The organism is Tessaracoccus bendigoensis DSM 12906 (genome assembly GCF_900141915.1).
Taxonomy (GTDB): Bacteria; Actinomycetota; Actinomycetes; order Propionibacteriales; family Propionibacteriaceae; genus Arachnia; species Arachnia bendigoensis.
The window spans coordinates 23,153-44,221 of sequence record NZ_FQZG01000029.1; the positions used below are offsets into that span (position 1 = coordinate 23,153).

24 protein-coding genes are annotated in these 21,069 nt (G+C 68.3%); 20 read left to right on the forward strand and 4 right to left on the reverse strand.

The window, feature by feature from the left end; genetic code table 11:
- Genes BUC15_RS09200 through ahcY form a run of 5 tightly spaced genes read left to right on the forward strand, consistent with a single transcriptional unit; the run spans position 1 to position 4,503 of the window.
- Positions 1-1,347 (forward strand): phosphohexomutase domain-containing protein, encoded by a 1,347-nt coding sequence (locus BUC15_RS09200; RefSeq protein ID WP_073187382.1) that lies wholly within the window; start codon positions 1-3, stop codon positions 1,345-1,347.
- A 58-nt stretch (positions 1,348-1,405) separates the two neighbouring features.
- Positions 1,406-1,597, forward strand: coding sequence for a Trm112 family protein (locus BUC15_RS09205; protein WP_073187384.1), 192 nt, complete (start codon positions 1,406-1,408; stop codon positions 1,595-1,597).
- Positions 1,594-2,637: a phosphoheptose isomerase family protein gene (locus tag BUC15_RS09210; RefSeq protein ID WP_245787932.1), complete on the forward strand. Its 1,044-nt coding sequence runs from the start codon at positions 1,594-1,596 to the stop codon at positions 2,635-2,637. Before BUC15_RS09205 ends, BUC15_RS09210 begins: the two co-directional genes overlap by 4 nt.
- 4 nt (positions 2,638-2,641) lie before the next feature.
- Positions 2,642-3,070 (forward strand): type II 3-dehydroquinate dehydratase, encoded by a 429-nt coding sequence (locus tag BUC15_RS09215; protein ID WP_073187387.1) that lies wholly within the window; start codon positions 2,642-2,644, stop codon positions 3,068-3,070.
- A gap of 35 nt (positions 3,071-3,105) precedes the next feature.
- Positions 3,106-4,503, forward strand: coding sequence for an adenosylhomocysteinase (ahcY, locus tag BUC15_RS09220; protein WP_217652184.1), 1,398 nt, complete (start codon positions 3,106-3,108; stop codon positions 4,501-4,503).
- A 34-nt stretch (positions 4,504-4,537) separates the two neighbouring features.
- Here the strand turns inward: ahcY and BUC15_RS09225 are convergent, their stop codons facing one another.
- Complete coding sequence (locus BUC15_RS09225; protein ID WP_175558284.1) at positions 4,538-4,780, reverse strand: DUF3039 domain-containing protein; 243 nt, start codon at positions 4,778-4,780, stop codon at positions 4,538-4,540.
- Between the two features lie 61 nt (positions 4,781-4,841).
- On the opposite strand from BUC15_RS09225, the gene BUC15_RS09230 reads away from it, so the two are divergent.
- A complete protein-coding gene (locus tag BUC15_RS09230) occupies positions 4,842-6,194 on the forward strand; it encodes an MFS transporter (protein WP_073187393.1) in 1,353 nt (450 codons plus the stop codon).
- A gap of 25 nt (positions 6,195-6,219) precedes the next feature.
- On the opposite strand, the gene BUC15_RS09235 is transcribed toward BUC15_RS09230, so the two are convergent.
- Positions 6,220-7,332, reverse strand: a complete 1,113-nt coding sequence (locus BUC15_RS09235; protein ID WP_073187396.1) for a serine/threonine-protein kinase — start codon at positions 7,330-7,332, stop codon at positions 6,220-6,222.
- A 67-nt stretch (positions 7,333-7,399) separates the two neighbouring features.
- On the opposite strand from BUC15_RS09235, the gene BUC15_RS09240 reads away from it, so the two are divergent.
- From BUC15_RS09240 to BUC15_RS09250, 3 genes are read left to right on the forward strand one after another with little or no spacing between them, the layout of a single operon-like run.
- Positions 7,400-8,092, forward strand: coding sequence for an RDD family protein (locus BUC15_RS09240; protein ID WP_175558285.1), 693 nt, complete (start codon positions 7,400-7,402; stop codon positions 8,090-8,092).
- A gap of 5 nt (positions 8,093-8,097) precedes the next feature.
- A complete protein-coding gene (gene malQ / locus BUC15_RS09245; protein ID WP_073187436.1) occupies positions 8,098-10,257 on the forward strand; it encodes a 4-alpha-glucanotransferase in 2,160 nt (719 codons plus the stop codon).
- 2 nt (positions 10,258-10,259) lie between these two features.
- The gene (locus BUC15_RS09250; RefSeq protein ID WP_073187401.1) at positions 10,260-10,760 is read left to right on the forward strand and encodes a hypothetical protein; all 501 of its coding nucleotides are present in this window, start codon (positions 10,260-10,262) and stop codon (positions 10,758-10,760) included.
- Between the two features lie 3 nt (positions 10,761-10,763).
- Here the strand turns inward: BUC15_RS09250 and BUC15_RS09255 are convergent, their stop codons facing one another.
- Entirely contained in the window at positions 10,764-11,393 is a 630-nt protein-coding gene (locus tag BUC15_RS09255; RefSeq protein WP_073187403.1) for a hypothetical protein, read from the reverse strand.
- A 76-nt stretch (positions 11,394-11,469) separates the two neighbouring features.
- On the opposite strand from BUC15_RS09255, the gene BUC15_RS09260 reads away from it, so the two are divergent.
- Together BUC15_RS09260 and BUC15_RS09265 are read left to right on the forward strand one after the other, a co-directional pair.
- On the forward strand, positions 11,470-11,796 hold the full coding sequence (locus BUC15_RS09260; protein WP_073187405.1) for a WXG100 family type VII secretion target: 327 nt from the start codon (positions 11,470-11,472) through the stop codon (positions 11,794-11,796).
- Positions 11,793-12,662, forward strand: a complete 870-nt coding sequence (locus BUC15_RS09265; RefSeq protein WP_073187407.1) for a hypothetical protein — start codon at positions 11,793-11,795, stop codon at positions 12,660-12,662. The genes BUC15_RS09260 and BUC15_RS09265 overlap by 4 nt, the downstream gene beginning before the upstream one ends.
- A gap of 22 nt (positions 12,663-12,684) precedes the next feature.
- Here BUC15_RS09265 and BUC15_RS09270 read toward each other — a convergent pair whose 3' ends face one another.
- Positions 12,685-14,037, reverse strand: coding sequence for a nicotinate phosphoribosyltransferase (locus tag BUC15_RS09270; protein WP_073187410.1), 1,353 nt, complete (start codon positions 14,035-14,037; stop codon positions 12,685-12,687).
- Between the two features lie 81 nt (positions 14,038-14,118).
- On the opposite strand from BUC15_RS09270, the gene clpS reads away from it, so the two are divergent.
- The 9 genes from clpS (at position 14,119) to thpR (ending at position 20,557) form a co-directional block, all read left to right on the forward strand.
- Positions 14,119-14,412 carry an ATP-dependent Clp protease adapter ClpS gene (gene clpS, locus BUC15_RS09275; RefSeq protein WP_073187413.1) on the forward strand — a complete coding sequence of 98 codons (294 nt, stop codon included), beginning with the start codon at positions 14,119-14,121 and terminating at the stop codon, positions 14,410-14,412.
- Entirely contained in the window at positions 14,409-15,014 is a 606-nt protein-coding gene (locus tag BUC15_RS09280) for a DUF2017 family protein (RefSeq protein WP_073187415.1), read from the forward strand. Before clpS ends, BUC15_RS09280 begins: the two co-directional genes overlap by 4 nt.
- A 6-nt stretch (positions 15,015-15,020) precedes the next feature.
- The gene (gene murI, locus BUC15_RS09285) at positions 15,021-15,863 is read left to right on the forward strand and encodes a glutamate racemase (RefSeq protein ID WP_073187417.1); all 843 of its coding nucleotides are present in this window, start codon (positions 15,021-15,023) and stop codon (positions 15,861-15,863) included.
- A 115-nt stretch (positions 15,864-15,978) separates the two neighbouring features.
- Positions 15,979-16,704, forward strand: a complete 726-nt coding sequence (gene rph, locus BUC15_RS09290; RefSeq protein WP_073187438.1) for a ribonuclease PH — start codon at positions 15,979-15,981, stop codon at positions 16,702-16,704.
- Positions 16,701-17,312 (forward strand): RdgB/HAM1 family non-canonical purine NTP pyrophosphatase, encoded by a 612-nt coding sequence (gene rdgB / locus BUC15_RS09295; protein ID WP_073187420.1) that lies wholly within the window; start codon positions 16,701-16,703, stop codon positions 17,310-17,312. Before rph ends, rdgB begins: the two co-directional genes overlap by 4 nt.
- A complete protein-coding gene (locus tag BUC15_RS09300; protein WP_073187422.1) occupies positions 17,309-18,121 on the forward strand; it encodes a thymidylate synthase in 813 nt (270 codons plus the stop codon). The genes rdgB and BUC15_RS09300 overlap by 4 nt, the downstream gene beginning before the upstream one ends.
- A gap of 44 nt (positions 18,122-18,165) precedes the next feature.
- Positions 18,166-18,654 (forward strand): dihydrofolate reductase, encoded by a 489-nt coding sequence (locus tag BUC15_RS09305; RefSeq protein WP_073187424.1) that lies wholly within the window; start codon positions 18,166-18,168, stop codon positions 18,652-18,654.
- Positions 18,655-18,657: 3 nt separating this feature from the next.
- Positions 18,658-19,995: a DNA polymerase IV gene (locus BUC15_RS09310; RefSeq protein ID WP_073187426.1), complete on the forward strand. Its 1,338-nt coding sequence runs from the start codon at positions 18,658-18,660 to the stop codon at positions 19,993-19,995.
- Positions 19,982-20,557 carry an RNA 2',3'-cyclic phosphodiesterase gene (thpR, locus tag BUC15_RS09315; RefSeq protein ID WP_084189478.1) on the forward strand — a complete coding sequence of 192 codons (576 nt, stop codon included), beginning with the start codon at positions 19,982-19,984 and terminating at the stop codon, positions 20,555-20,557. The genes BUC15_RS09310 and thpR overlap by 14 nt, the downstream gene beginning before the upstream one ends.
- Positions 20,558-21,069 lie beyond the last annotated feature (512 nt).

Here is a 21,069-nt window from a genome sequence, read left to right on the forward strand (position 1 = left end):
GTGCTCGAGCCCCAGATCTTCAAAGCCAATGACATCCGTGGTGTGGTCGACGGTGACCATCCGGAATGGGATCTCGAAGGGGCGCGCTCGCTCGGGGCGGCCTACGTCGACCTGGTGAACCCTGAAGAGTTCGTGCTCGCGCGGGACATGCGCGGCCTCGGCCGTGAGCTCTCGCTCGCGTTCGCGGACGGGGCACGGCGGGCTGGGGCCTCGGTCATAGATATCGATCTGGCCTCCACGGACGAGCTCTGGTTCGCCTCCGGCTGGCTCCGGATCCCCGGTGTGCAGTTCACGGCCAGCCATAACCCGGCCAACTACAACGGGATCAAGTTCTGCCTGGCCGGCGCCCTGCCCGTCCCGGCTGACTTCATGACCCGGCTGCGGGACAGGGCGGCACAGGTCGTCATCGGCGCCGAGGCGACCGGTGGGTACCGGAGCCTTGACGCGCTGGGTCCGTACGCGGCCCGGTTGGGTGAACTGGTCCCGCCCCGGGAGGGGCGCCGGCTCAAGGTCGTCGTCGACGCCGGAAACGGGATGGCCGGGCACACCGCCCAAGCCGTGCTCGGAAACAGGAACCTCGACATGGTGGGCCTGTACCTCGACCTGGACGGCACGTTCCCCAACCACCCCGCAAACCCGCTTGAACCGCAGAATCTTGTCGACGCGCAGGCCGCGGTGCGCGAGCACGGGGCCGACCTCGCCCTGGTGTTCGACGGCGACGCCGACCGCTGCTTCATCGTCGATGAGCGGGGCGAGGTGGTCGATCCGTCGGTCATCACCGCGATGATCGCCGTCGCCGAACTCGACAGGCACCCGGGGGCCACGATCGTGACCAACACCATCACATCGCAGTGCGTCGCCGAGGCGGTGGAGGCTCACGGCGGCAAGGTGGTCGTCTCGCCGGTGGGCCATACCTACGTGAAGGCGATCATGGCCGAGACCGGCGCGGTGTTCGGAGGGGAACACTCGGCCCACTACTACTTCCGCGAGTTCTGGTCCGCCGACACCGGCATGCTCGCCGCGCTACACGTCCTCGAGCTGCTGCGGGCCTCCACCCGGCCGCTCTCGCAGCTCGCGGCCGTTCACGACACCTACGCGCGCTCCGGCGAGATCAACTCGACGGTGGCCGACCCGGAGGCGTGCATGGACAAGGTGGCCGCCGCGTACCGCGGCCGCGGCGAGGTCAGCCGAGGTGACGGGCTCACCGTCGGCAACCCCCAACTCAGGTGGTGGCTAAACCTGAGGCCGTCCAACACCGAGCCCCTGCTCAGGCTCAACGTGGAGGCGCCCGATCAGGCGACCATGGTCGCCCTACGCGACGAGGTGCTGAGCCTGGTGCGTGGGTGACGGGCCTTTTCCGAGGCGATAGGCTCTGAACCGAGCCCACAGATTCAGGAGTAGACACATGTCGGAAGATCAGATGACGCTGTCGCCGGAGTTCCTGGCGATCGCGGCCTGCCCCGCATGCCACGCGAAGTTCGCGGTGGATTACGACGAGCATGAACTGGTCTGCACGAACCAGGCCTGCGGTCTCGCATACCCGGTCCGCGACCAGATCCCGGTGCTGCTGATCGACCAGGCCCGTAGCACGCTGTGAACGCGTCGCTGTTCGACGATGCCAGGCTGGAGGAGCCCAGCCTGGAGACCCACGAAGGGCTCCGCTGGCTGGCGCTCGCCGGGTCTCGCATCAGACGCGCCGCCCAGACCCGTCCGAAGGGGGAACTGAACGGCATCGACCGTCCCCGCGGCATCCTGGTGATCGGCTCTGAGGCCCGGTTCGTCCGCGCGGTGCTGGAACCCTCCTGCCCGGTTCCGTTCATGGCCTGGCCCGGCCCCGGCCTGCCAGCCTGGGTCGGCCCGCTCGACCTCACCGTGGTCATCGGCGGCCACGACTCACCGCTCTGGGTGCTGAAGTGTGCCGCGGAGGCGGCAAGGCGCGGTGCCGCGCTGATCGTCGCGGCCCCGGAGGGCTCCGAGCTGGCAAGGGCCGGTGCCTCAACCGCAACCACCCTGATCCCCACCTTTGAAGACGACCCGATGGCCGCGGCCGTGGCCGTCCTCGCACGCCTGGGTGAGATGGGCCTCGGGCCCGGTGTGCATCCAGAGCACATCGCCGACGCGGCCGACCTGGTGGCCGAGTCTTGTGCCCCCCGCCGGGACCTCTCGAACAACCCGGGCAAGGAACTTGCGCTGGAACTTGCCGACGGGCTCCCGCTCATCTGGGGCGGCACCGTCCTCGCAGGGCGGGCCTCCCGCCGGATCGCCGAATCGCTGCGCCGCGCCTGCGGCCGCCCGGCACTGGCGGCCGACGCCGCAGAGCTGGAGACGCTGCTGGCTGCCGTCCCGCGTCGCGACCCGTTCGCGGACCCGTTCGACGAGACCGAGGAGGCCCGCCCCGTAATCGTGCTGCTCGACGCCGACCGGTTGGATGAGCCGCTCCGCGGCACCGCATCAGGGCTCCTCGCCCGCGCCGAGGCCGTCGGGGTGCGGGTCGCCCGGATCTCGTCGGGCGACTCCGAACTGCAGGCCACCGACGTCGAACGCTACGTCAGGCTCCTTCAGATGGGCCGCTACGGGGCGGCCTACCTGGGGATCGGTCTCGATGAGCCGTTCAGCATGCTCGGGCTGGCAGACTGACCCCATGCGAGTCTTCGTTCTCAACGGCCCAAACCTCGGGCGCCTCGGAACCCGCCAACCCGAGGTCTACGGTGGCACCACCTACGCCGACCTGGCTGAGCACCTGGTGGAGACCGGCAGGGGGATGGGGCTCGAAGTCGAGGTGCGCCAGAGCGACAGCGAGGCGGAGATGATCGGCTGGCTGCACGAGGCCGCCGACGCCGACGCGCCGGTCGTCCTCAACGCGGGTGCCTGGACGCACTACTCCTACGCGCTCGCCGACGCTGCGGCGCTGGTGCCGCGCTACGTCGAGGTCCACATCTCGAACGTGCACGCCCGCGAGGAGTTCCGCCACCACAGCGTCTTGTCTGCGAAGGCCGACGGCATCATCGTCGGCTGCGGTGTGGGCGGCTACGACCTCGCCCTGGCACACCTGGCCGCGACCGCTCGATAGTGTTCGGGCGTCCCGCCACGGGTAGAGTGACGGGCGTGGATTTTCGCGTAGCTGACCTGACCCTTGCCGACTTCGGACGAAGGGAGATCACCCTTGCCGAGCACGAGATGCCTGGCCTGATGGCGATGCGGGCCAGGTATTCGCAGTCCCAGCCGTTGAAGGGCGCACGGATCGCCGGGTCGCTGCACATGACCGTGCAGACCGCGGTGCTGATCGAGACCCTGGTCGCGCTCGGGGCCGAGGTCCGATGGGCTTCCTGCAACATCTTCTCCACCCAGGACCACGCGGCCGCCGCCATCGCGGCCGCAGGAGTCCCCGTCTTCGCCTGGAAGGGCGAGACGCTGGAGGAGTACTGGTGGTGTACCAGCCAGATTCTGCAGTGGCCTGACGGCGGACAGCCGAACATGATCCTCGACGACGGCGGCGACGCCACCCTCCTGGTCCATCAGGGGGTCGCCGCACAGGCGGCCGGTCAGGTTCCCGCCGATTCGGACGACGACTCGCACGAGTTCCGCGTCATCAAGGAGACCCTGCGGTCGGCCCACGGCGTCATCGACTGGCGCGCGCTCGCCGACAGCATCCGAGGCGTCACCGAGGAGACGACCACAGGGGTTCACCGCCTCTATGAGATGGCACGCGACGGGTCGCTGCTGTTCCCCGCGATCAACGTCAACGACTCCGTCACCAAATCTAAGTTCGACAACAAATATGGCTGCCGCCACTCGCTGATCGACGGCATCAACCGGGCCACCGACGTGTTGATCGGCGGCAAGGTGGCGGTCGTGTGCGGCTACGGCGACGTCGGCAAGGGCTGCGCCGAATCGCTGCGCGGCCAGGGCGCCCGGGTCATCGTCACCGAGGTCGACCCGATCTGTGCATTGCAAGCGGCGATGGACGGCTTCCAGGTCGCGGCCCTCGACTCGGTCGTCGCGAGCGCCGACATCTTCGTCACCGCCACCGGCTGCTGCGACGTCATCACCAACGAGCAGATGGCCCGCATGAAGCATCAGGCCATCGTCGGCAACATCGGCCACTTCGACAACGAGATCGACATGGCCGGGTTGGAGGCCCGCACCGACGCGACCAGGATCGAGATCAAGCCCCAGGTCCATGAGTGGCGTTTCGACGACGGCCACTCGATCCTCGTGCTGTCGGAGGGGCGGCTCCTGAACCTGGGCAACGCCACCGGGCACCCGTCGTTCGTGATGAGCAACTCGTTCACCAACCAGGTGTTGGCCCAGATCGAGCTGTTCACCAGGCCAGACGCCTACGCCCTCGGGGTGCATGTACTGCCCAAGCACCTGGATGAGGAGGTCGCCAGGCTGCACCTGGCTGCTCTCGGCGTCGAACTGAGCACCCTGACTGGGAAGCAGGCAGACTACCTGGGTATCCCGGTCGAGGGACCGTTCAAGGCCGACAGCTACCGTTACTGACCATCACTTGCCAGGCCTCAGCGGCTACCGACTGTCACTTGCCGGGGTTGAGCGACTCCCAGATCTCCTTGCAATCAGGGCAGACGGGGAAGCGGTCGGGGTTCTTCGTCGGGACCCAGACCTTGCCGCAGAGCGCCACCACCGGGGTGCCGTTGACCATGGCGGCCATGAGCTTGTCCTTGGGCACGTAGTGCGAGAATCGGTCCTGGTCGCCGTCCTCGAACAGTTCGGTGCGCTCATCGACTACGGTCTGGGAGCCTGGGGCCATTTCTGTCATGGGCCGATTCTACGACGCTGCCGTGGCAGAGACGACGACCAGATTTCTTGAGAGGAGGGGCATGGAGGTATCGAACGGACGCCGGGTGCTGATCGGCGGAATCATGTTGGCCGTATTCACGGTCGCGTTCCAGTCGATCGGTCTGGCGACCGCCCTTCCCACGCTGATGGCCTCGTTCGACGCCACACATCTGTACCCGTGGGCCTTCACCACGATGATCTCCGGCATGTTGCTGGCAACGGTGGTGGCGGGTCGGATCGCGGATCTGCGTGGCCCGGCGGTACCGATGCTCATCGGGTTCGGACTGTTCGGGGCCGGCCTGTTGCTCGGCTGGGTCGCTCCAACGGTTTGGGTGGTGCTGCTGGCCAGGCTGGTGCAGGGGCTCGGCGCGGGGGCGCTGAACCTGTCGCTGTCTGTGGTCGTGGCCCACGGCTTCTCCATCACGCAGCGGCCGCGCGTGATGGCGTTGGTTTCGTTCTGCTGGTTGTTACCGGCGTTCATCGGCCCGCCGTTTGCGGCTTGGCTGACGCAGTTCTCTTGGCGGCTGGTGTTCGCCGCGATGCTGCCGTTGGTGCTGGTCGCGTTCGTGATCACACTGCCGGGGCTGCGGCAGGTGCAGAAGGTGTTCGTGCCGGGGGAAGACGATGTCGACCCGGTGGTGGTGTGGCCGACGCTGGCCGTGACGGTCTCGCCGTCGCTGATCCTTCTTGCCGGGCAGAGCCTGGGCCTGGTCAGCGTCGGCTCGGGCGTATTGGGTGTGCTGGTGCTGGCCTGGGGGCTGCCGCGGATCCTCGCGCCCGCCACGCGGGGGTTCGGGCCGGGCCTGCCAAGCGTCGTTTTGTCGAGGGCGGCCCAGGCGGGCGCCTTCTTCGCGGCGGAGACCCTGGTGTTGGTGACTCTCCAGGACCTGCGCGGCTACACCCCGTTCGAGGTCGGCCTGGCATTGACCGTCGGCAGCGTGGGCTGGACGACGGGCTCCTGGTTGCAGGCGCAGAAGTGGGTGCGGCTGAGTAGGAGCGGTTTCATCACGCTGGGTGCCACCTGTTCCGCGGTGGGGATCGCAGCGCTGACGGCGTTCGCCTGGTTCCTGCAGCTTCCGCTGGCATTCGGGTTGATCGCCTGGATCGTCGCGGGTTTCGGGATGGGGCTGACGATGCCCAGTTCGGCCGTCGCCGTGATGGGGCTGTCTTCGCGGTTCGAGCAGGGACGCAACCAGTCGTCCATGCAGGTGGCGGAGTCGGTGGGCAACTCTGTGGTCACCGCCGTCGCTGGCGGGATCTACACCGCGTTGCTTGCGGCCCAGCCTGCGAAGCTCAGCTACACCGCGGCACTGGGGGTCGCCTTGGTGATTGGGCTGGCCGCCGTCGCGCTTTCCAGGAGGGTCGGCCTGATCCCCAATGAGCTGCGGGCCTGACCCGGGTCTGCTTGGCCGCGACCGGTTAACTGGTCAGGACGAAGACGGTAAGGAAGATCGTCAGGGCGAGCAGCACGACGGCAGAGACAGTCACCAGAAGATAGAACCTGAGCGAGTGTGACTCCTGGGCCTTCTTCGGGGTGTATCGGCCTCTACCGATGTAGTTGTCGAGCATCGAAACCGGGGTCTCGCTGCGCGGTGTGAGGCTCGAACCCTGGCGTCCACCGCTGATCAGGGCGCCCATCGGGGGCGGTGCCGAAGGCATGACGCCGATCGAAGTGGCGGTTGCCGACACCGAGATCGGCCGCGGACGATAGGCCTCGCCGCCGGGCATGGTGTCGGCGAGACGGTCGAGCACGTCGGCGAACTGCGCCGCGGTCTGGGGACGCCGGTTTGGGTCGGGTGACAGTGCGGAGGCCAGCACCTGATCCAGCAGGTCGGGGGCGCCGATCTGCGGCGCGATCGCGACCGGACCGATCGCGTGGTTGCGGCTCAGTAGTTCGGCGAGGGTCTTGACCGGGAACGGCGGGCGCCCCGTCAGCAGCGCGAACGTGACGCACGCGAGGGAGTAGATGTCGGAGCGCTGGTCCAACTGCGAGGAGTTGGCCTGTTCGAGGGCCATGTAGGCCGGGGTGCCTGCCGTCATGGTGTCGCGGTACCCGTCGAGCAGCGACTTCGCGACCCCCAGGTCGGCCAGCATGACCCGCACGCCCTGCGGGGTGTTGGTGAGGAGGATGTTGCCGGGGGTGACGTCGCGGTGCATCAACTGGTTGCGGTGCAGGACCTCCAGCGCGCGGGCGGCCTCGGCGACCAGGCGTAGCGCGAGCCCCGGCGCCACCAACTGCTTGCGAAGCTGTTCGAGTGATCCGCCGTTGGCGAGGTCCATCACGAAGTAGGGTTGGCCGCGGTCGGTGGTGCCGATGTCGTAGACCCGCACGATCCGCTCGTCCGAGATCCGGCGCAGCAGCCTGGCTTCGGCGAGGAACCTGGCGCGGACGTCGTCGTTTGCGGCCCAGTTGTCGGCGAGCACCTTGACGGCGACGGGGACGTCGAGCGTGTCGTCCTGGCCGCGGTAGACCGTCGCGAAGGAACCGGACCCGATTCGTCCGGTGATCCTGTAGCGACCGATCATCTCCATCAGGGGCAATTCTCGCGCATCGGGGCCCGATCCTGGAATCCGTGCACACTCTGGCATGCTTGAAGCCATGACGAATGCACCCCAACAGCCTCCGGCTGGGTGGTATCCCGACCCTGCGGGATCCGGCGACGAACGCTACTGGGACGGTGTCGCGTGGTCGCAGTCCACCAGGGACAAGCCCGTCCCCGACCTCGCGGTGATTCCTCCCCCGGCGCCGGTTCCGGCATACGCCTCGCAGCCGGCCTCCGCCGGGTCCGTCCCTGCGTCCTTCGGTTGGCGGCTGCTCGGCTTCTTCATCGACTTCATCATCATCTACTTCCTCGGGTCGTTCGCGCTCAACTTCAGCGGCGTGGGCACAAGCCTCGACGGTGAGCTCACCAGGTGGCTGCGTGAGCTCTCCATCTGGGCCGAAGGGACCCTCGCCGACCCGCTCCCCATGCCGTCGGCCGGGTTCTGGACGGCGCTTCTCCTGAGTTCCCTCCTCAACATCGCCGTGTACGCGGTGTACCGCACCATCCTGCTCGGCACGCTCAGCGCCACCGTCGGGCAACTCGCAGCAGGGTTGCGCACCGTCAAGGTGGGAGACGACGCGTCAACCATGCTAGGGTGGGGCGCAGCGACCATTCGCGGCGTCGTCGGCGCGATCCTCTATCAGCAGATGCTGATCGGCTTCGTCAACGGCATCTTCGCGGCGTTCACAAGGAACAGGCAGACCCTGTCCGACATGATCTCCAAGACCCAAGTTATCAAGATCCGCTAAGGCAAATCCCCGTGACTGATGTGTTTCCCGGCCTAGCCCAATTGGCCGACCGGTTCGGCATCGCCCAGGAGTTCTGGGACTGGAAGGGTCGACACGTCTCGATCCCCGCCGCCACCATCATCGACGTGCTGAGGGCTTTCGACGTCGAAGCCTCCACCCCGGAACTCGCCGACCTCGCGCTGGGCGAGCTAGACGACCGACGGTGGCGTCGGACCCTTCCCGCGTGCACCGTCGTGGAGGAGGGCAGCGGGGTACACATCGACGTGCATGTGCCGGCAGGCACACCGCTGCGGGTAGATGTGCTGCTCGAATCCGGTGAGACGCGGCCCGCGTGGCAGACGGAGAACCACGCGCCGGACCGCCGGGTCGACGGGCGGATGGTCGGTGAGGCGACCTTCTGGCTCGGGGCGGACCTCCCGACCGGCTACCACCTCATCCGGGCGACCACCACCAAGGGCACGCAGCAAGGGTCGTTGATCGTCACACCGTCATTCGTCGGATTCCCTCCCGCGATGCGGGACCAGCGGGTCTGGGGCTTCGGAACCCAGCTCTACTCGGTCACCTCGCGCGAGTCGTGGGGGATCGGCGACCTCGGCGACCTGTCGGATCTGATCATCTGGTCAGGCACCCGCCAGTTCGCCGGCTACGTGCTGATCAATCCGCTGCACGCCGCCGAGCCGGTTCCCCCGCTGGAACCGTCGCCGTACCTTCCGGCGTCCAGGCGCTTCGTCAACCCCCTCTACATCCGACCCGAGGCAATCGCGGAGTTCGCCTCACTGCGGAAGGCGGAGCGGCGGGAGATCCGCGGGCTGCGGAAGCGGGCGCGCTCCGTCGCAGAGGCCAGCGGGATCATCGACCGGAACTCGATCTGGCCCCTCAAGCTGGAGGCGCTGCGGATCGTCTTCCGCACAGGGATGCGCGAAGCGCGGCGCATCGCTTACGACGATTTCCGACGCAGGGAGGGGGCAGGGCTGCGGAACTTCGCGGTGTGGTGCGTGCTCTGCCAGGAACACGGACGGCACTGGGACGAGTGGCCGGCCGAGCTCCGACGTCCGAGCTCACCCGAGGTGGCCCGCTTCGCGGACGACCACGCCGAGGATGTGGACTTCTTCGAATGGCTGCAGTGGATCGCGCAGTCCCAGGTTGCGGAAGCGCAGGCGACCTCCTCGCAGGTCGGGATGCCCGTCGGAATCGTCTCGGACCTCGCGGTCGGGGTACACAAGTTCGGCGCCGAGACCTGGATGATGCCGGACGTGTTCGCGCACGGGATGAGCGTGGGTGCGCCGCCCGACCAGTACAACCAGGCCGGGCAGGACTGGGTGCAACCGCCGTGGCGGCCCGACAAGCTTGAGGAACTGGCGTATGCGCCCTTCCGCGCGATGGTCTCGGCCGCCCTGCGCGGCGTCGGAGGCGTGCGCGTCGACCACATCATCGGGCTGTTCCGGCTCTGGTGGGTGCCTGAGGGTGGTGGCCCGACGGTCGGCACCTACGTGCGCAACAACCACGAGGCGATGGTCGGCATCCTGGCGTTGGAGGCGCAGCGGGCAGAGGCGTTGATCGTGGGGGAGGACCTGGGCACCGTCGAGCCCTGGGTGCGTGACTACCTCGCCAGGCGGGGGATCCTCGGTACCTCGGTGCTCTGGTTCGAGTCGGACGAACATGGCCAGCCGTTGGCCGCCGACCGGTGGCGCGAATACTGCATGGCGTCGGTGACGACGCACGACCTGCCACCCACCCTCGGCTATCTCGCCGGTGACCACGTCCGACTCCGGGAGAGCCTGGGGCTGCTGACCGAGCCACTCGAGGCCGAACTTGAGCATGCCAGGCGCGAACAGGCCGAATGGCTCGGCACGCTCGTCGACTATGGGCTGCTGGATGAGGCGAAAACCGACGACCAGGTCGAGGTGCTGCTGGCGCTGCACCGCTACCTCCTGCGCACGCCGTCGAAGGTGCTGCTCGCGAACCTGACGGACGCGGTGGGGGAGCGACGCGCCCAGAACCAGCCTGGCACGATCGACGAATACCCGAACTGGAGGGTGCCCCTCGGAGACGGGGACGGCGAGCGCATCCAGTTGGAGGACGTGTTCCGCGCGGACCTGCCCAGACGGCTCGCCGCGGTGATGAACGGGTTCGACGAACAGCCCGAATCCCGCTGGGAGGGCTGAGGATGCGGCCGGAACGGCTCTACTCCGACGAGATCGCGCCTCTTCTTGCCGCAGGTGAGCAGCTTGCCTGCGCCGTCACGGTCAGCTACTTCGCGGGCGAGGAACGGAGCGCCCCCGTCACCGGCGTCACGTTCGACCCTCTCAACGGACTGGACGTGGGCGCATGGAACGCCGCCGCCGAGCGCATGGTGGGCGGGGTGAGCCTGATCGGGGCGCCCGGGAGCATGGGTCACGCATTGCGTGACGCCTTCGGAGCGTTCAACGGCGGGGCGAACCACCTGCTCCTCACCGGTGGTCGACTGATGGCGGCCGAATTGACGTCCGAGAAGGGGCGTGTCGTCTGGCAGAGCGACCGGAGTGCGCTGGCGGGGGTGCGGCACCAGCCGAGGGCGCTGCAGCGGGGGCGCGTCGTGCTCGGTTTCTCTGACGGCTCGGTGCTGGCTCTGCTGGCGGGCATGTTCTTCGCCGGTGAGGCCCGTCGGCTGGTTGCCGCGGCTGGTTGAGGCTCAGCCGAGCCCGGCCAACGTCTCATCAAGGCTCGCCTCGACCTGGTCGAGCCCTGAGCTGATCGAACTGAGCCGGGCATCGAGTCGAGCGAGCGTGGCGTCAATCGCATCGTCAAGCGGCACCGCGTCATCTGAGCCGAGCTCGGCTGCCGCCAAGGCCCGGTTGGCGGCCTCGGCGACCGCCGAGACCAGCTCCGGTGAAACCCTGTAGAGGTAGATCGACACGAAACGTCTGCTCCGACCCGATACGTGCGCGACCACCTCGCCGTCGGCCGCGTTGCCCTGGAAGTCGCCGGCGAGCTCGGCTCCACTCATGGTGGGGATGGAGTCCGGTAGGCCGTCGCCGATGATGTCGGTGAGCTGTGGCTCGAGGGCGGGGTGGCCCCGCAGCACGTTGAGGATGGCCTCCTCCGCCCTGTCGAGCGCCTGGTTCAGGGCGGTGGTCAGCTGTGCCCCGACGATCACGGCTGCGGTGGCGCGTTCCACGTCGACCATCACGCGCCTGACGGAGCCTGCTCCGTTGACGAGCACCTCGACCCCATCTCCGTAGCCGTGGTAGTCGCACTCCGATGCCTCGACCAGCGCCCGCAAAGCGGGGTCGGTGATAGCGGTCTGCGTGTAGTCGCCCATGGGTCGATTCAAGCACACAGGTGGCGCACTCGATTGGCCCCGTCTGCCGGTAGGGTCGGCGCTCAGGAGGTTCCCGATGACAGATTTCACCGTCAACTACGCCGAACTGCGCGGCGCCGCCGACGACTTCGATGCCATGCACGGCACCGCGACCACGCAGTTGACGAAACTGGACTCCGTCGGGTTGGGCCAACCCGACTTCGGGCGGATCCCCTGGCTGCAGACGAGAGTCTACGAGGCCTACGCCGGGCACACAGCCGACTGTTCCGAGTCCCTGACGGAGCTGACGCAGGCCTTGGCCGCTGCCCGCGACGGGCTGCGGCAGTGCGCCGAGGCCTATGAGGGCTACGACAACTCCGCGGCCGAGGCGCTGAGCGGCTTCTTCGAAGGGGTCTTCGGATGACGTACAACAACACGCTCGACTCCTGGTACCAGGACTGCCCATGGCCCGTCCAGAAGGTTCTTGAATCCCCGTACCAGACGGTGTCGGGTTGGCTGCAGTTCGTGACGGGGGACCCGAACAAGGTCGCCGGCTACGGCCCCACCTACGAGGCGATCGGCAGGGAGGTGGCAAACCTGTCAAGCGAGATCGACGCTGCATCGTCGGGGATGGGCCACTGGACCGGCGAGGCCAGGGTCGCCTACGACGCGAAGATGACGACGCTGAAGCAGTCGCTCGAATCACTCGGCCCTGCCATCGCGCAGACGAGGGAGATTCTGACGGCCGCCGCCGAGACCAGCGTCGAGGCCGCCAACATGATCCTCGACATTATCCGTTCGGTGATCGAGTTCCTGCTCACATCGCTGGCGATCTCCGCAGCCCTGGCCGCCTTCACCTTCGGGGCTTCGGCGCTGGCCTGGGTGGCGGCCAACCTGGCAAAGGGGGCGCACGCGCTGGCCAAGATCATGCAGGGCCTCACCAAGGTCGCCCAAGTGCTGCAGAAGATCGCGAGCGCCCTTGAGAAGATCGCAACGATCATGAAGAAGGTCGCCGAGATCCTGCGAGCGATAAAGGAGATTCTGCAAGCGCTCAAGGAGGCCAAGAAGGGGGCGACCCTGATCGAGAAGGGCATCCTGACCGGCGCCACGGCCCTCGTGAGGACGCCGATCAAGCTGGTGGCCGACCAGGTGCTCGACGGAGTCTCGGGGGCGACCGGCATCCCCGGGTTGTCCATGCCTGGAGGTGTCGGTGAGGTGATCAACGCGGGCAGCGACGGGCTCGACGCCCTCGACGCGTCCGACCGGGCGGTCGAGGCAGCCAACCGCTGACCGACTGCCCCGTTCCGGCGGGTCAGATGTTGGTGACCACCGGCGCGGCCTGGTAGGGGTTGGTGGTCAGCGTCCCGGTCTCGTCCAGGATCAGCGTCTCCAGGGCCGGGTCGCCCTTCGAGATCCGGCGCGCGGCCAGCGGCAACTCAGCCAGCGAATCGATGTGCCGCCGACGGGCGTCCTCGAGGGTTGCGCTGTACACGCGTTCTCCACCGGTGACGATCGGGATGAGCAGATCGCGGTCGTTGCCGTCGTTGGCCGGGGGAGCGCCCAGGCCGATGACCTCGGATTCGGCGCGACCGTCCTCACCGCGGCGCCGCATCGCGAACTTCCGGCCCCCCAACGTGTTCTTGCCCTTCGACCTCTTCCCCACCGAGATGAGCGCGGCGTCGGGTTCGTCGGAGGAGGCCCTTGCCACCAGCTTGTACACGAATCCGCAGGTCGGGTGCCCCGAGCCGGTGACCAGCGAGGTACCGACGCCGTAGCCGTCGACGGGGGCGCCCTGCAGCAGCGCGATCTGCCACTCGTCCAGGTCGGAGGTGACCATGATCCTGGTGTGGGTGGCGCCGAGGTCGTCGAGCAGGTCCCTGGCCTGGCGGGCCATGATCGCAAGGTCGCCGGAATCCAGCCGGATCGCGCCGAGCCGCCCGCCCGTCAACTCGATCCCCTTGCGGATCGCCGCCTCGACGTCGTAGGTGTCGACCAGCAGCGTGGTGTCCTCCCCGAGCGAGTCGATCTGGGCGCTGAAGGCCTCCTCCTCGGTGTCGTGCAGCAGCGTGAACGAATGGGCCGCGGTGCCGATCGTCGGGATGCCGTAGGTTCGCCCGGCCTCCAGGTTGGAAGTCGAAGCAAAGCCGGTGATGTAGGCGGCGCGGGCTGCGGCCACCGCTGCCCATTCGCCGGCGCGCCGGGAACCCATCTCGGCGCAGCTCCGCTCCCCGGCCATGGCGGTCATGCGCGACCCTGCGGCGGCGATCGCCGAGTCGTGGTTGTAGATCGAAAGGAGCACCGTCTCCAGGATGCACGCCTCAGCGAACGTGCCTTCGACTGAAAGGACCGGCGAGCCGGGGAAGTAGACCTCGCCCTCCGGGTAGCCCCAGATGTCGCCCGTGAACCGGAAATCGGATAGCCAGTCGGCCAGGTTCTCCCGGATGATGCCACGCTCGAGGAGGAACCCGAGTTCGGCGTCGCCGAAGCGGAAGGCGTCGATGGCGTCGAGCGCTCGTCCGAGCCCGGCGACCACGCCGTACCTGCGGCCCTCGGGGAGGCGGCGCGTGAACAGGTCGAACAGGCTGCGACGGTTCGCCGTGCCCGCGTCCAGGGCGGCCTGCACCATGGTCAGCTCGTAGTGGTCGGTCAACAGGGCCGTGGTCATGGACGCACTCTACTGGGCCGACCGGCAGCGGGTCCGCGCAATTTCCGGCACGGTTTGGCCCAACGCGGCAGAGTAGGGGCCATGAGCGCAATTCCGGCGGGAGGCACCGAGACCGTAGAGGCCACGGCCGAGCAACCGTTGGCCGTCAACCCCTGGGTCACGATCGTGTGGGACGACCCCGTCAACCTGATGAGCTATGTCACCTATGTCTTCCAGGAGTACTTCAGATACCCGCGCGACAAGGCTGAAGACCTGATGCTGCGGGTTCACCACGAGGGCAAGGCGGTCGTGTCGGCCGGGAACCGTGAGGAGATGGAACGCGACGTGCTCGCGATGCAGAACTACAACCTGTGGGCCACCATGGAGAACTCGTGACACTTGAACCTGACGACATCGTCTGGGCGTTCGACGGCAGGGTCGGGCGTGACGGCGGGCTGGGAGCGATGATCGGCTTCTACGTCTCCGGGCTGAGGGAACTGCTGCCGAGCGGCGTCGACTCAGATGACCCGTTCGAGCAGATCGTGGCCGAGCTCTCGGACGACCCCACGAACAGGATGCTTTCGAATCCACGCCTGTCGCGGCTCTTCCCTCCTGCGTTGGCCAACGAGACGCAGGCAGATGAGTTCTGGCGCGACTCGATCCACAACCAGACCAGGGCGCGGATCGCCGCCGCGGACGCCGTCATGGCCGACCTCGGGGCGTTCGACGGGTTCGTGCCGGTGCGGCTCTCCGTCGTCGACGACTGGGCAAGGACGCTCGGCGCGCTGCGGCTCTTCTGGTACGCAGAGGTCGCCGGGCCGGAGCGGCTGGCCGAACCCGAGGCGGAGGTCATCGAATCGAACCCTGGGCTCGCGGAACTGGTCGAGTGGCTCGGATACCTGCTGGAGGACCTTCTGGAGTCAAGGGGAATGTGTCTGGCGACGGGGCAGAGCCTCGACCCCGACCAGTTCACGGCCAGCGGCCGGGGTCTAGGATGAGGGGCCGTGACTGAACTGCTGGATCGGCCGATCGGGGTTTTCGACTCCGGGTTCGGTGGCCTGACCGTGCTGCGCTCGCTGGTCGAGCAGCTTCCGAACGAGGATTTCCTCTACCTGGGTGACACCGCCCGCGCCCCGTACGGGCCGCGCGCCATCGCGGAGGTGCGCAAGTTCGCGCTTGAGGGGCTCGACTACCTGGTGGGCCGCGGCGTGAAGGCGCTGGTGATCGCCTGCAACTCGGCCTCCTCCGCGGTGCTGCGCGACGCCCGGGAACGCTACGACGTGCCCATCACCGAGGTCATCCTGCCCGCCGCCAGCCGCGCGGTCGCGGCCACGCGCAACGGGCGGGTCGGCGTCGTCGCGACCGAGTCGACGGTCAACTCGCGCTCGTACGACGACGCGTTCGCGATCGCGCCCCGGATCACCCTCACCGCCAAGGCCTGCCCGCGGTTCGTCGAGTTCGTAGAGGCGGGCGTCACCGGTGGGGAGGAGCTGCTGCAGGTGGCCGAGGATTACCTGGAGCCGATCAAGAAGGCCAGGGCGGACACCCTCATCCTCGGCTGCACGCACTATCCGCTGCTCGCGGGCGTCATCGGGTATGTGCTCGGCAACAGCGTGACGCTGGTGTCGTCGGCCGAGGCGTGCGCGCAGTCGACCTATTCGCAGCTCACGCAGGCCGACTTGCTGCGCCACCAGCCGCGTGAGGCGACCCGCACGTTCCTGACCACCGGAGATGCCACCGACTTCCGTGGCATCGGGCGCCGGCTGCTCGGAGGATTTGTAACCAACGCGACGACCGTCGTGATCGATGGAAAGGAGTCTGGCGATGTGCCGGAAAGTGACCTGTGACAAGTGCGGGAAGCACACCTGGGCCGGCTGCGGGGAGCATATCGAGGAGGCACTGGCTGGGGTGCCGGCGGCGGAGCGGTGCAACTGCCCGCGCTGAACGGGTAGCTTTATGGCCATGACTTCGACCCGCATCGACGGACGCCAACCAGATCAGCTTCGCGAGGTGCGGATCACCCGCAACTGGCTCGACCACGCAGAGGGATCGGTGCTGGTCGAGTTCGGCCGCACCCGCGTCCTGGTCGCCGCCTCCGTCACGACGGGGGTGCCCCGTTGGCGAACCGGGTCCGGCCTCGGCTGGGTCACCGCCGAATACGCGATGCTGCCGCGCGCCACGCACACCCGCTCCGACCGTGAATCCATCAAAGGCAGGGTCGGTGGGCGCACCCACGAGATCAGCCGGTTGATCGGACGCTCGCTGCGCGCCGTGATCGACTACAAGGCGCTGGGTGAGAACACGATCGTGCTCGACTGCGATGTGCTCCAGGCCGACGGCGGCACCCGCACCGCGGCCATCACCGGGGCTTACGTGGCGCTGGCCGACGCCGTCGAGCATCTGCGTGGGCTCGGTGCCTTGGCGGGCGAACCGCTGAAGGATTCGGTGGCCGCGGTGTCGGTCGGGTTCAACAGCGCAGGGGTGGCGCTGCTCGACCTGCAGTACGAGGAGGATTCAGCGGCCGAGACCGACCTGAACGTCGTCATGACGGGCTCAGGCACATTCGTCGAGGTGCAGGGCACCGCGGAGGGGGCCCCGTTCTCCCGGGACGAACTCGGTGCGCTGCTCGACCTCGGCACGCTCGGCTGCGCCGAACTCACCCGCATCCAGCGGGAGGCGCTGGCATGAGGCTGCCCGCGCAGGTGGTCCTGGCCACCAACAACCCGAAGAAGCTCACCGAACTGCGCCGCATGGTGCAGGCCGCGGGGCTGCACGTCGAGGTGCTGGGCCTCGCCGACTTCCCGCGCTATCCGGAGCCGGAGGAGACCGAGCGCACCTTCGAGGGCAACGCGATCCTGAAGGCCTCGGCCGCGGCTCGCGAGACCGGGCTGGTCGCCGTCGCCGACGATTCGGGGCTTGAGGTCGACGAGCTCAACGCCATGCCCGGCGTCAGGTCGTCGAGGTGGTCCGGGCCGGCCTGTGACGACGATGAGAACAACGCGCTGCTCCTCGCGCAACTCGACGGGGTGCCGAGGCAGCGCCGTCGGGCGCGGTTCGTGTGTGCGTTGGCGATGGTCACGCCCGACGGTGAGCGGCGCGTCTGGCACGGCTACATGCCTGGCCACATCACGGACGCGGCCCCGGCCGGTGAGAACGGTTTCGGCTACGACCCGCTGTTCGTGCCGTCCGGGCTACAGGTGACCTCCGCGGAGCTGACCCCCGCCGAGAAGGACTCGATCTCGCACCGTGGCAACGCGGTTCGCGCCTTCATCGAGTACCTCGGGGGCCTCGGGTGAGGCAGTACACCGACCTGCTGCGCCACATCATGGACGACGGCCTCGACCGTCCTGACCGCACCGGTACCGGCACGCGATCGGTGTTCGGGCACCAGATGCGCTTCGACCTGCGCGCCGGGTTCCCGCTGCTGACCACCAAGAAGGTGCACACCCGCTCGGTGTTCGGCGAGTTGCTGTGGTTCCTGCGCGGCGACACGAACGTCGGCTGGCTGCACGAAAACGGCATCACGATCTGGGACGAATGGGCCGATGCGGACGGCAACCTCGGGCCGATCTACGGCCACCAGTGGCGCTCATGGCCCACCCCGGACGGTCGCCACATCGACCAGATCGCGCGCGTGATCGACTCGCTGCGCACCAACCCGGACTCCCGCCGTCACATCGTCTCGGCGTGGAACGTGGCCGAGGTCGACGACATGGCGCTGCCGCCGTGCCACACCATGTTCCAGTTCTACGTCGCCCACGCCACCGACGGCGGGCCGGGGGTCCTCAGCTGCCAGCTGTACCAGCGCTCGGCCGACGTGTTCCTCGGGGTGCCGTTCAACATCGCCTCCTATGCGTTGCTCACCCACCTGGTCGCCCAGGTGACCGGGCTGCGGGTCGGGGAGTTCGTCCACACCCTCGGGGATGCGCACATCTACTCCAACCACTTCGACCAGGTCGCGTTGCAGCTCGGCCGGGAGCCCCGGCCGCTCCCGACGTTGCGGCTGAACCCGGCTGTCACCACGATCGACGGCTTCGAGCTCGGCGACATCGAGGTGGTGGGCTACGACCCGCACCCCGTGATCAAGGCGCCCATCGCCGTCTGAGGCTGGGCGGCATCGGTAGAGGATCAAAGACTTTGGAGGAACGCATGCGGATAGTCGCGATCGCGGCGGTCGCCGACAACGGGGTGATCGGCTCGGGCGACGACATGCTCTGGCACATCCCCGAGGATTTCAGGCGCTTCAAGCGGGTCACCACCGGCAACACCATCATCTTCGGGCGACGCACCCAGGAGCAGATCGGGCTGCTGCCGAACCGGCGCATCATCGTCGTCACTCGGGACCCCGATTGGGGGCAGGACGGTGTCGAGGTCGCCCACTCGATCGAGGAGGCTCTCGACCTGGCCGCGCAGACCCCTGAGAAGGTGTGTTTCGTCGGGGGCGGGGCCGAGATCTACCGCGCCGCCTGGCCGTACCTGACCGAGCTCGACCTCACGAGCGTCCACGAGTCGCCCGACGGGGCGGCGACCTTCCCGCTCGTCACGGCCCAGGAATGGACCGAGATCTCCCGCGAGCCCCACGGTCGCTTCGATTTCGTGCAGTACCGACCGACCCCGAAGAACCACCCGGACGCCTGATCAATCGGCGTGGCCAGACGAATCCTGCACCTGGACCTCGACGCGTTCTTCGCGGCCGTCGAGCAGCGCGACAAGCCCTCGCTGCGCGGCAAGGCGGTCGTGGTCGGCGGGGCGGGGCCGCGCGGCGTCGTCGCCACCGCCTCCTACGAGGCCCGCCGCTTCGGCGTCAAGTCCGCGATGTCAGGCGCGGAGGCCAGACGCAGGGCCCCCACCGCGGCCTTCCTCGGTGGCCGGTTCCCCGCCTACCGAGAGTCGTCTCGGATCGTCATGGGCCTGCTGCGGGAGGTCTCACCACTGGTGGAGCCGCTCAGCTTCGATGAGGCGTTCGTTGACCTGTCGGGGAGCGACTGGGGCGACGACCTTGCGGGGAGGGTCGCCTGGCTCCGAGCCGAGCTGACCCGTCGCACGGAAGGGCTGACGGCGTCGGTCGGCGTCGGCTCGTCCAAGTTCCTCGCGAAGCTGGCCAGCGAGGCGGCCAAACCCGACGGCGCCAGGATCCTCGCGCCCGGCGACGAGCTCGGGTTCATCGCACCCCTGCCGGTGCGCGCCATCCCCGGCGTCGGGCCTGCGACCGAGCAGCGATTGATCACCATCGGGCTTTACACGGTGGAGGACCTGCGTGGGGCCGACCGGGCCGAACTGGTCCGGGAGCTGGGGACGGCAGCCGGGGAGTCGCTGGCGGCGCTCGCGTGGGGAAGGGATGAACGCCCCGTGGAGGCGCTGCGGGACCCGAAGTCGATCTCGACGGAGGACACGTTCGCCGTCGACCTGACCGACCGCTCCCAGTTGGAGGCGCTGCTGCGTCGCGACGCGGCCCAGGTGGTCGACCGCCTCCACAAGGCGTCCCTCTTCGCCCGGACGGTGACGATCAAGGTCCGGTTCGCCGACTTCACCACCCGCAGCGTCGCCCGTAGCTTGGGTGGGGCAACGGACGGGCTCGACGACATCACCTCGGCCGGTTTGGCGATGTTCGACGAGATCGACATCAGGCAGGGCGTCCGCCTGCTCGGCATCGGGGTGACGAACTTCAGCACCTCGGCGCAGGAGAAGCTGTTCGGGGAGGAACCTCCGGTCGCCGACGAGCGGGTCGCGGGGCCGGGGGAGGAGGTCGTGTTGAGTGGGGTGCGTGGACGGGGCGACTACCATCCGGGCGCCGACGTGGAGCATGCGGAGCTGGGCCGCGGTTGGGTGTGGGGATCGGGGCTCGGGAGGGTCACCGTCCGCTTCGAGACCCGTGGCACCGGCCCAGGGCCGATCAGGACGTTCGCCGTCGACGACGAGGCGCTGCGCCCCGTCGACATCGACCCGTTACCGATGGCATTGCGGGATGACGACGCGTAACGTTGCCTGCATGGGTGCCAGGATGTTCACCGCGGTGCTGCCGCCAGCCGATGTCGTCTCCGAGTTGGACGCGTTGCTCGAGCCTCGCCGCGACGCCGACCCTGGGCTGCGCTGGTCGCGCCCGGAGGGCTGGCACGTCACGACTTCCTTCATGTCCGATGTCCCGTCGAGGGCCGTCGACGCGTTGGTGGAGTATCTGGGGGAGGTGGCCGCCAAGGCCGCCCCGTTCCCCATCCGGCTGGAGGGTGGGGTCGCCTTCCCCGACGCGGCCCAGGCGAAGGTGCTGGGGCTTGGCATCAGCGACGGCAACGGTGAGCTGGCCCGCCTGTCCGCTGGGGCCCGAAGTGCGGCGAGCCGGGCGGGGGCCGCGGCCGATGGTGCTAGGTTCGTCGGGCACCTGACGTTGGCACGAAGCAGGAAGGGAGTGCAGGCGACCAGGTGGATTGGGGTCCTCGACTCGTTTTCGGGGTGGTCGTGGCAGGCGGCTGAGTTGTGTCTGGTGGAGTCGCTTCGGATGGGAAGGCACTACGAGGTCATCGAGCGGTTCTCGTTGGGCTCCTGACCCGTCGGTTGGGCGGGTCGTTGGACGGTGGTCGGCTGTCTTGGACGTCCTCGCTCGGGCGCGACCCCCGAAAATCGACCACTGGTCGATTCTGATCCGTCTGGTGTCGAGGATCGGCCACTGCCTGCCTGGAGGTAGCGCCGTCCCGCCCGACGCCCCCCGCGACCGCACCCCATACGCCCCGTCGCGACCCGCGAAAACCGACCAGTGGTCGATTCTGATCCGTCTGGTGTCGAGGATCGGCCACTGCCTGCCTGGAGGTAGCGCCGTCCCGCCCGACGCCCCCCGCGACCGCACCCCATACGCCCCGTCGCGACCCGCGAGGATCGGCCAGTGGTCGATTTTGGTGGGTCTGGTGTCGAGGATGGGCCACTGCCTGCCTTGGTCGTGGCGTCGTTCCGCTCGACGCGCCGTCTTGCCTGACGCTCCGTCGGGACTTCCTACCCACACGCCCCGGTGCGACCCGCGAGGATCGGCCAGTGGTCGATTTTGGTGGGTCTGGTGTCGAGGAT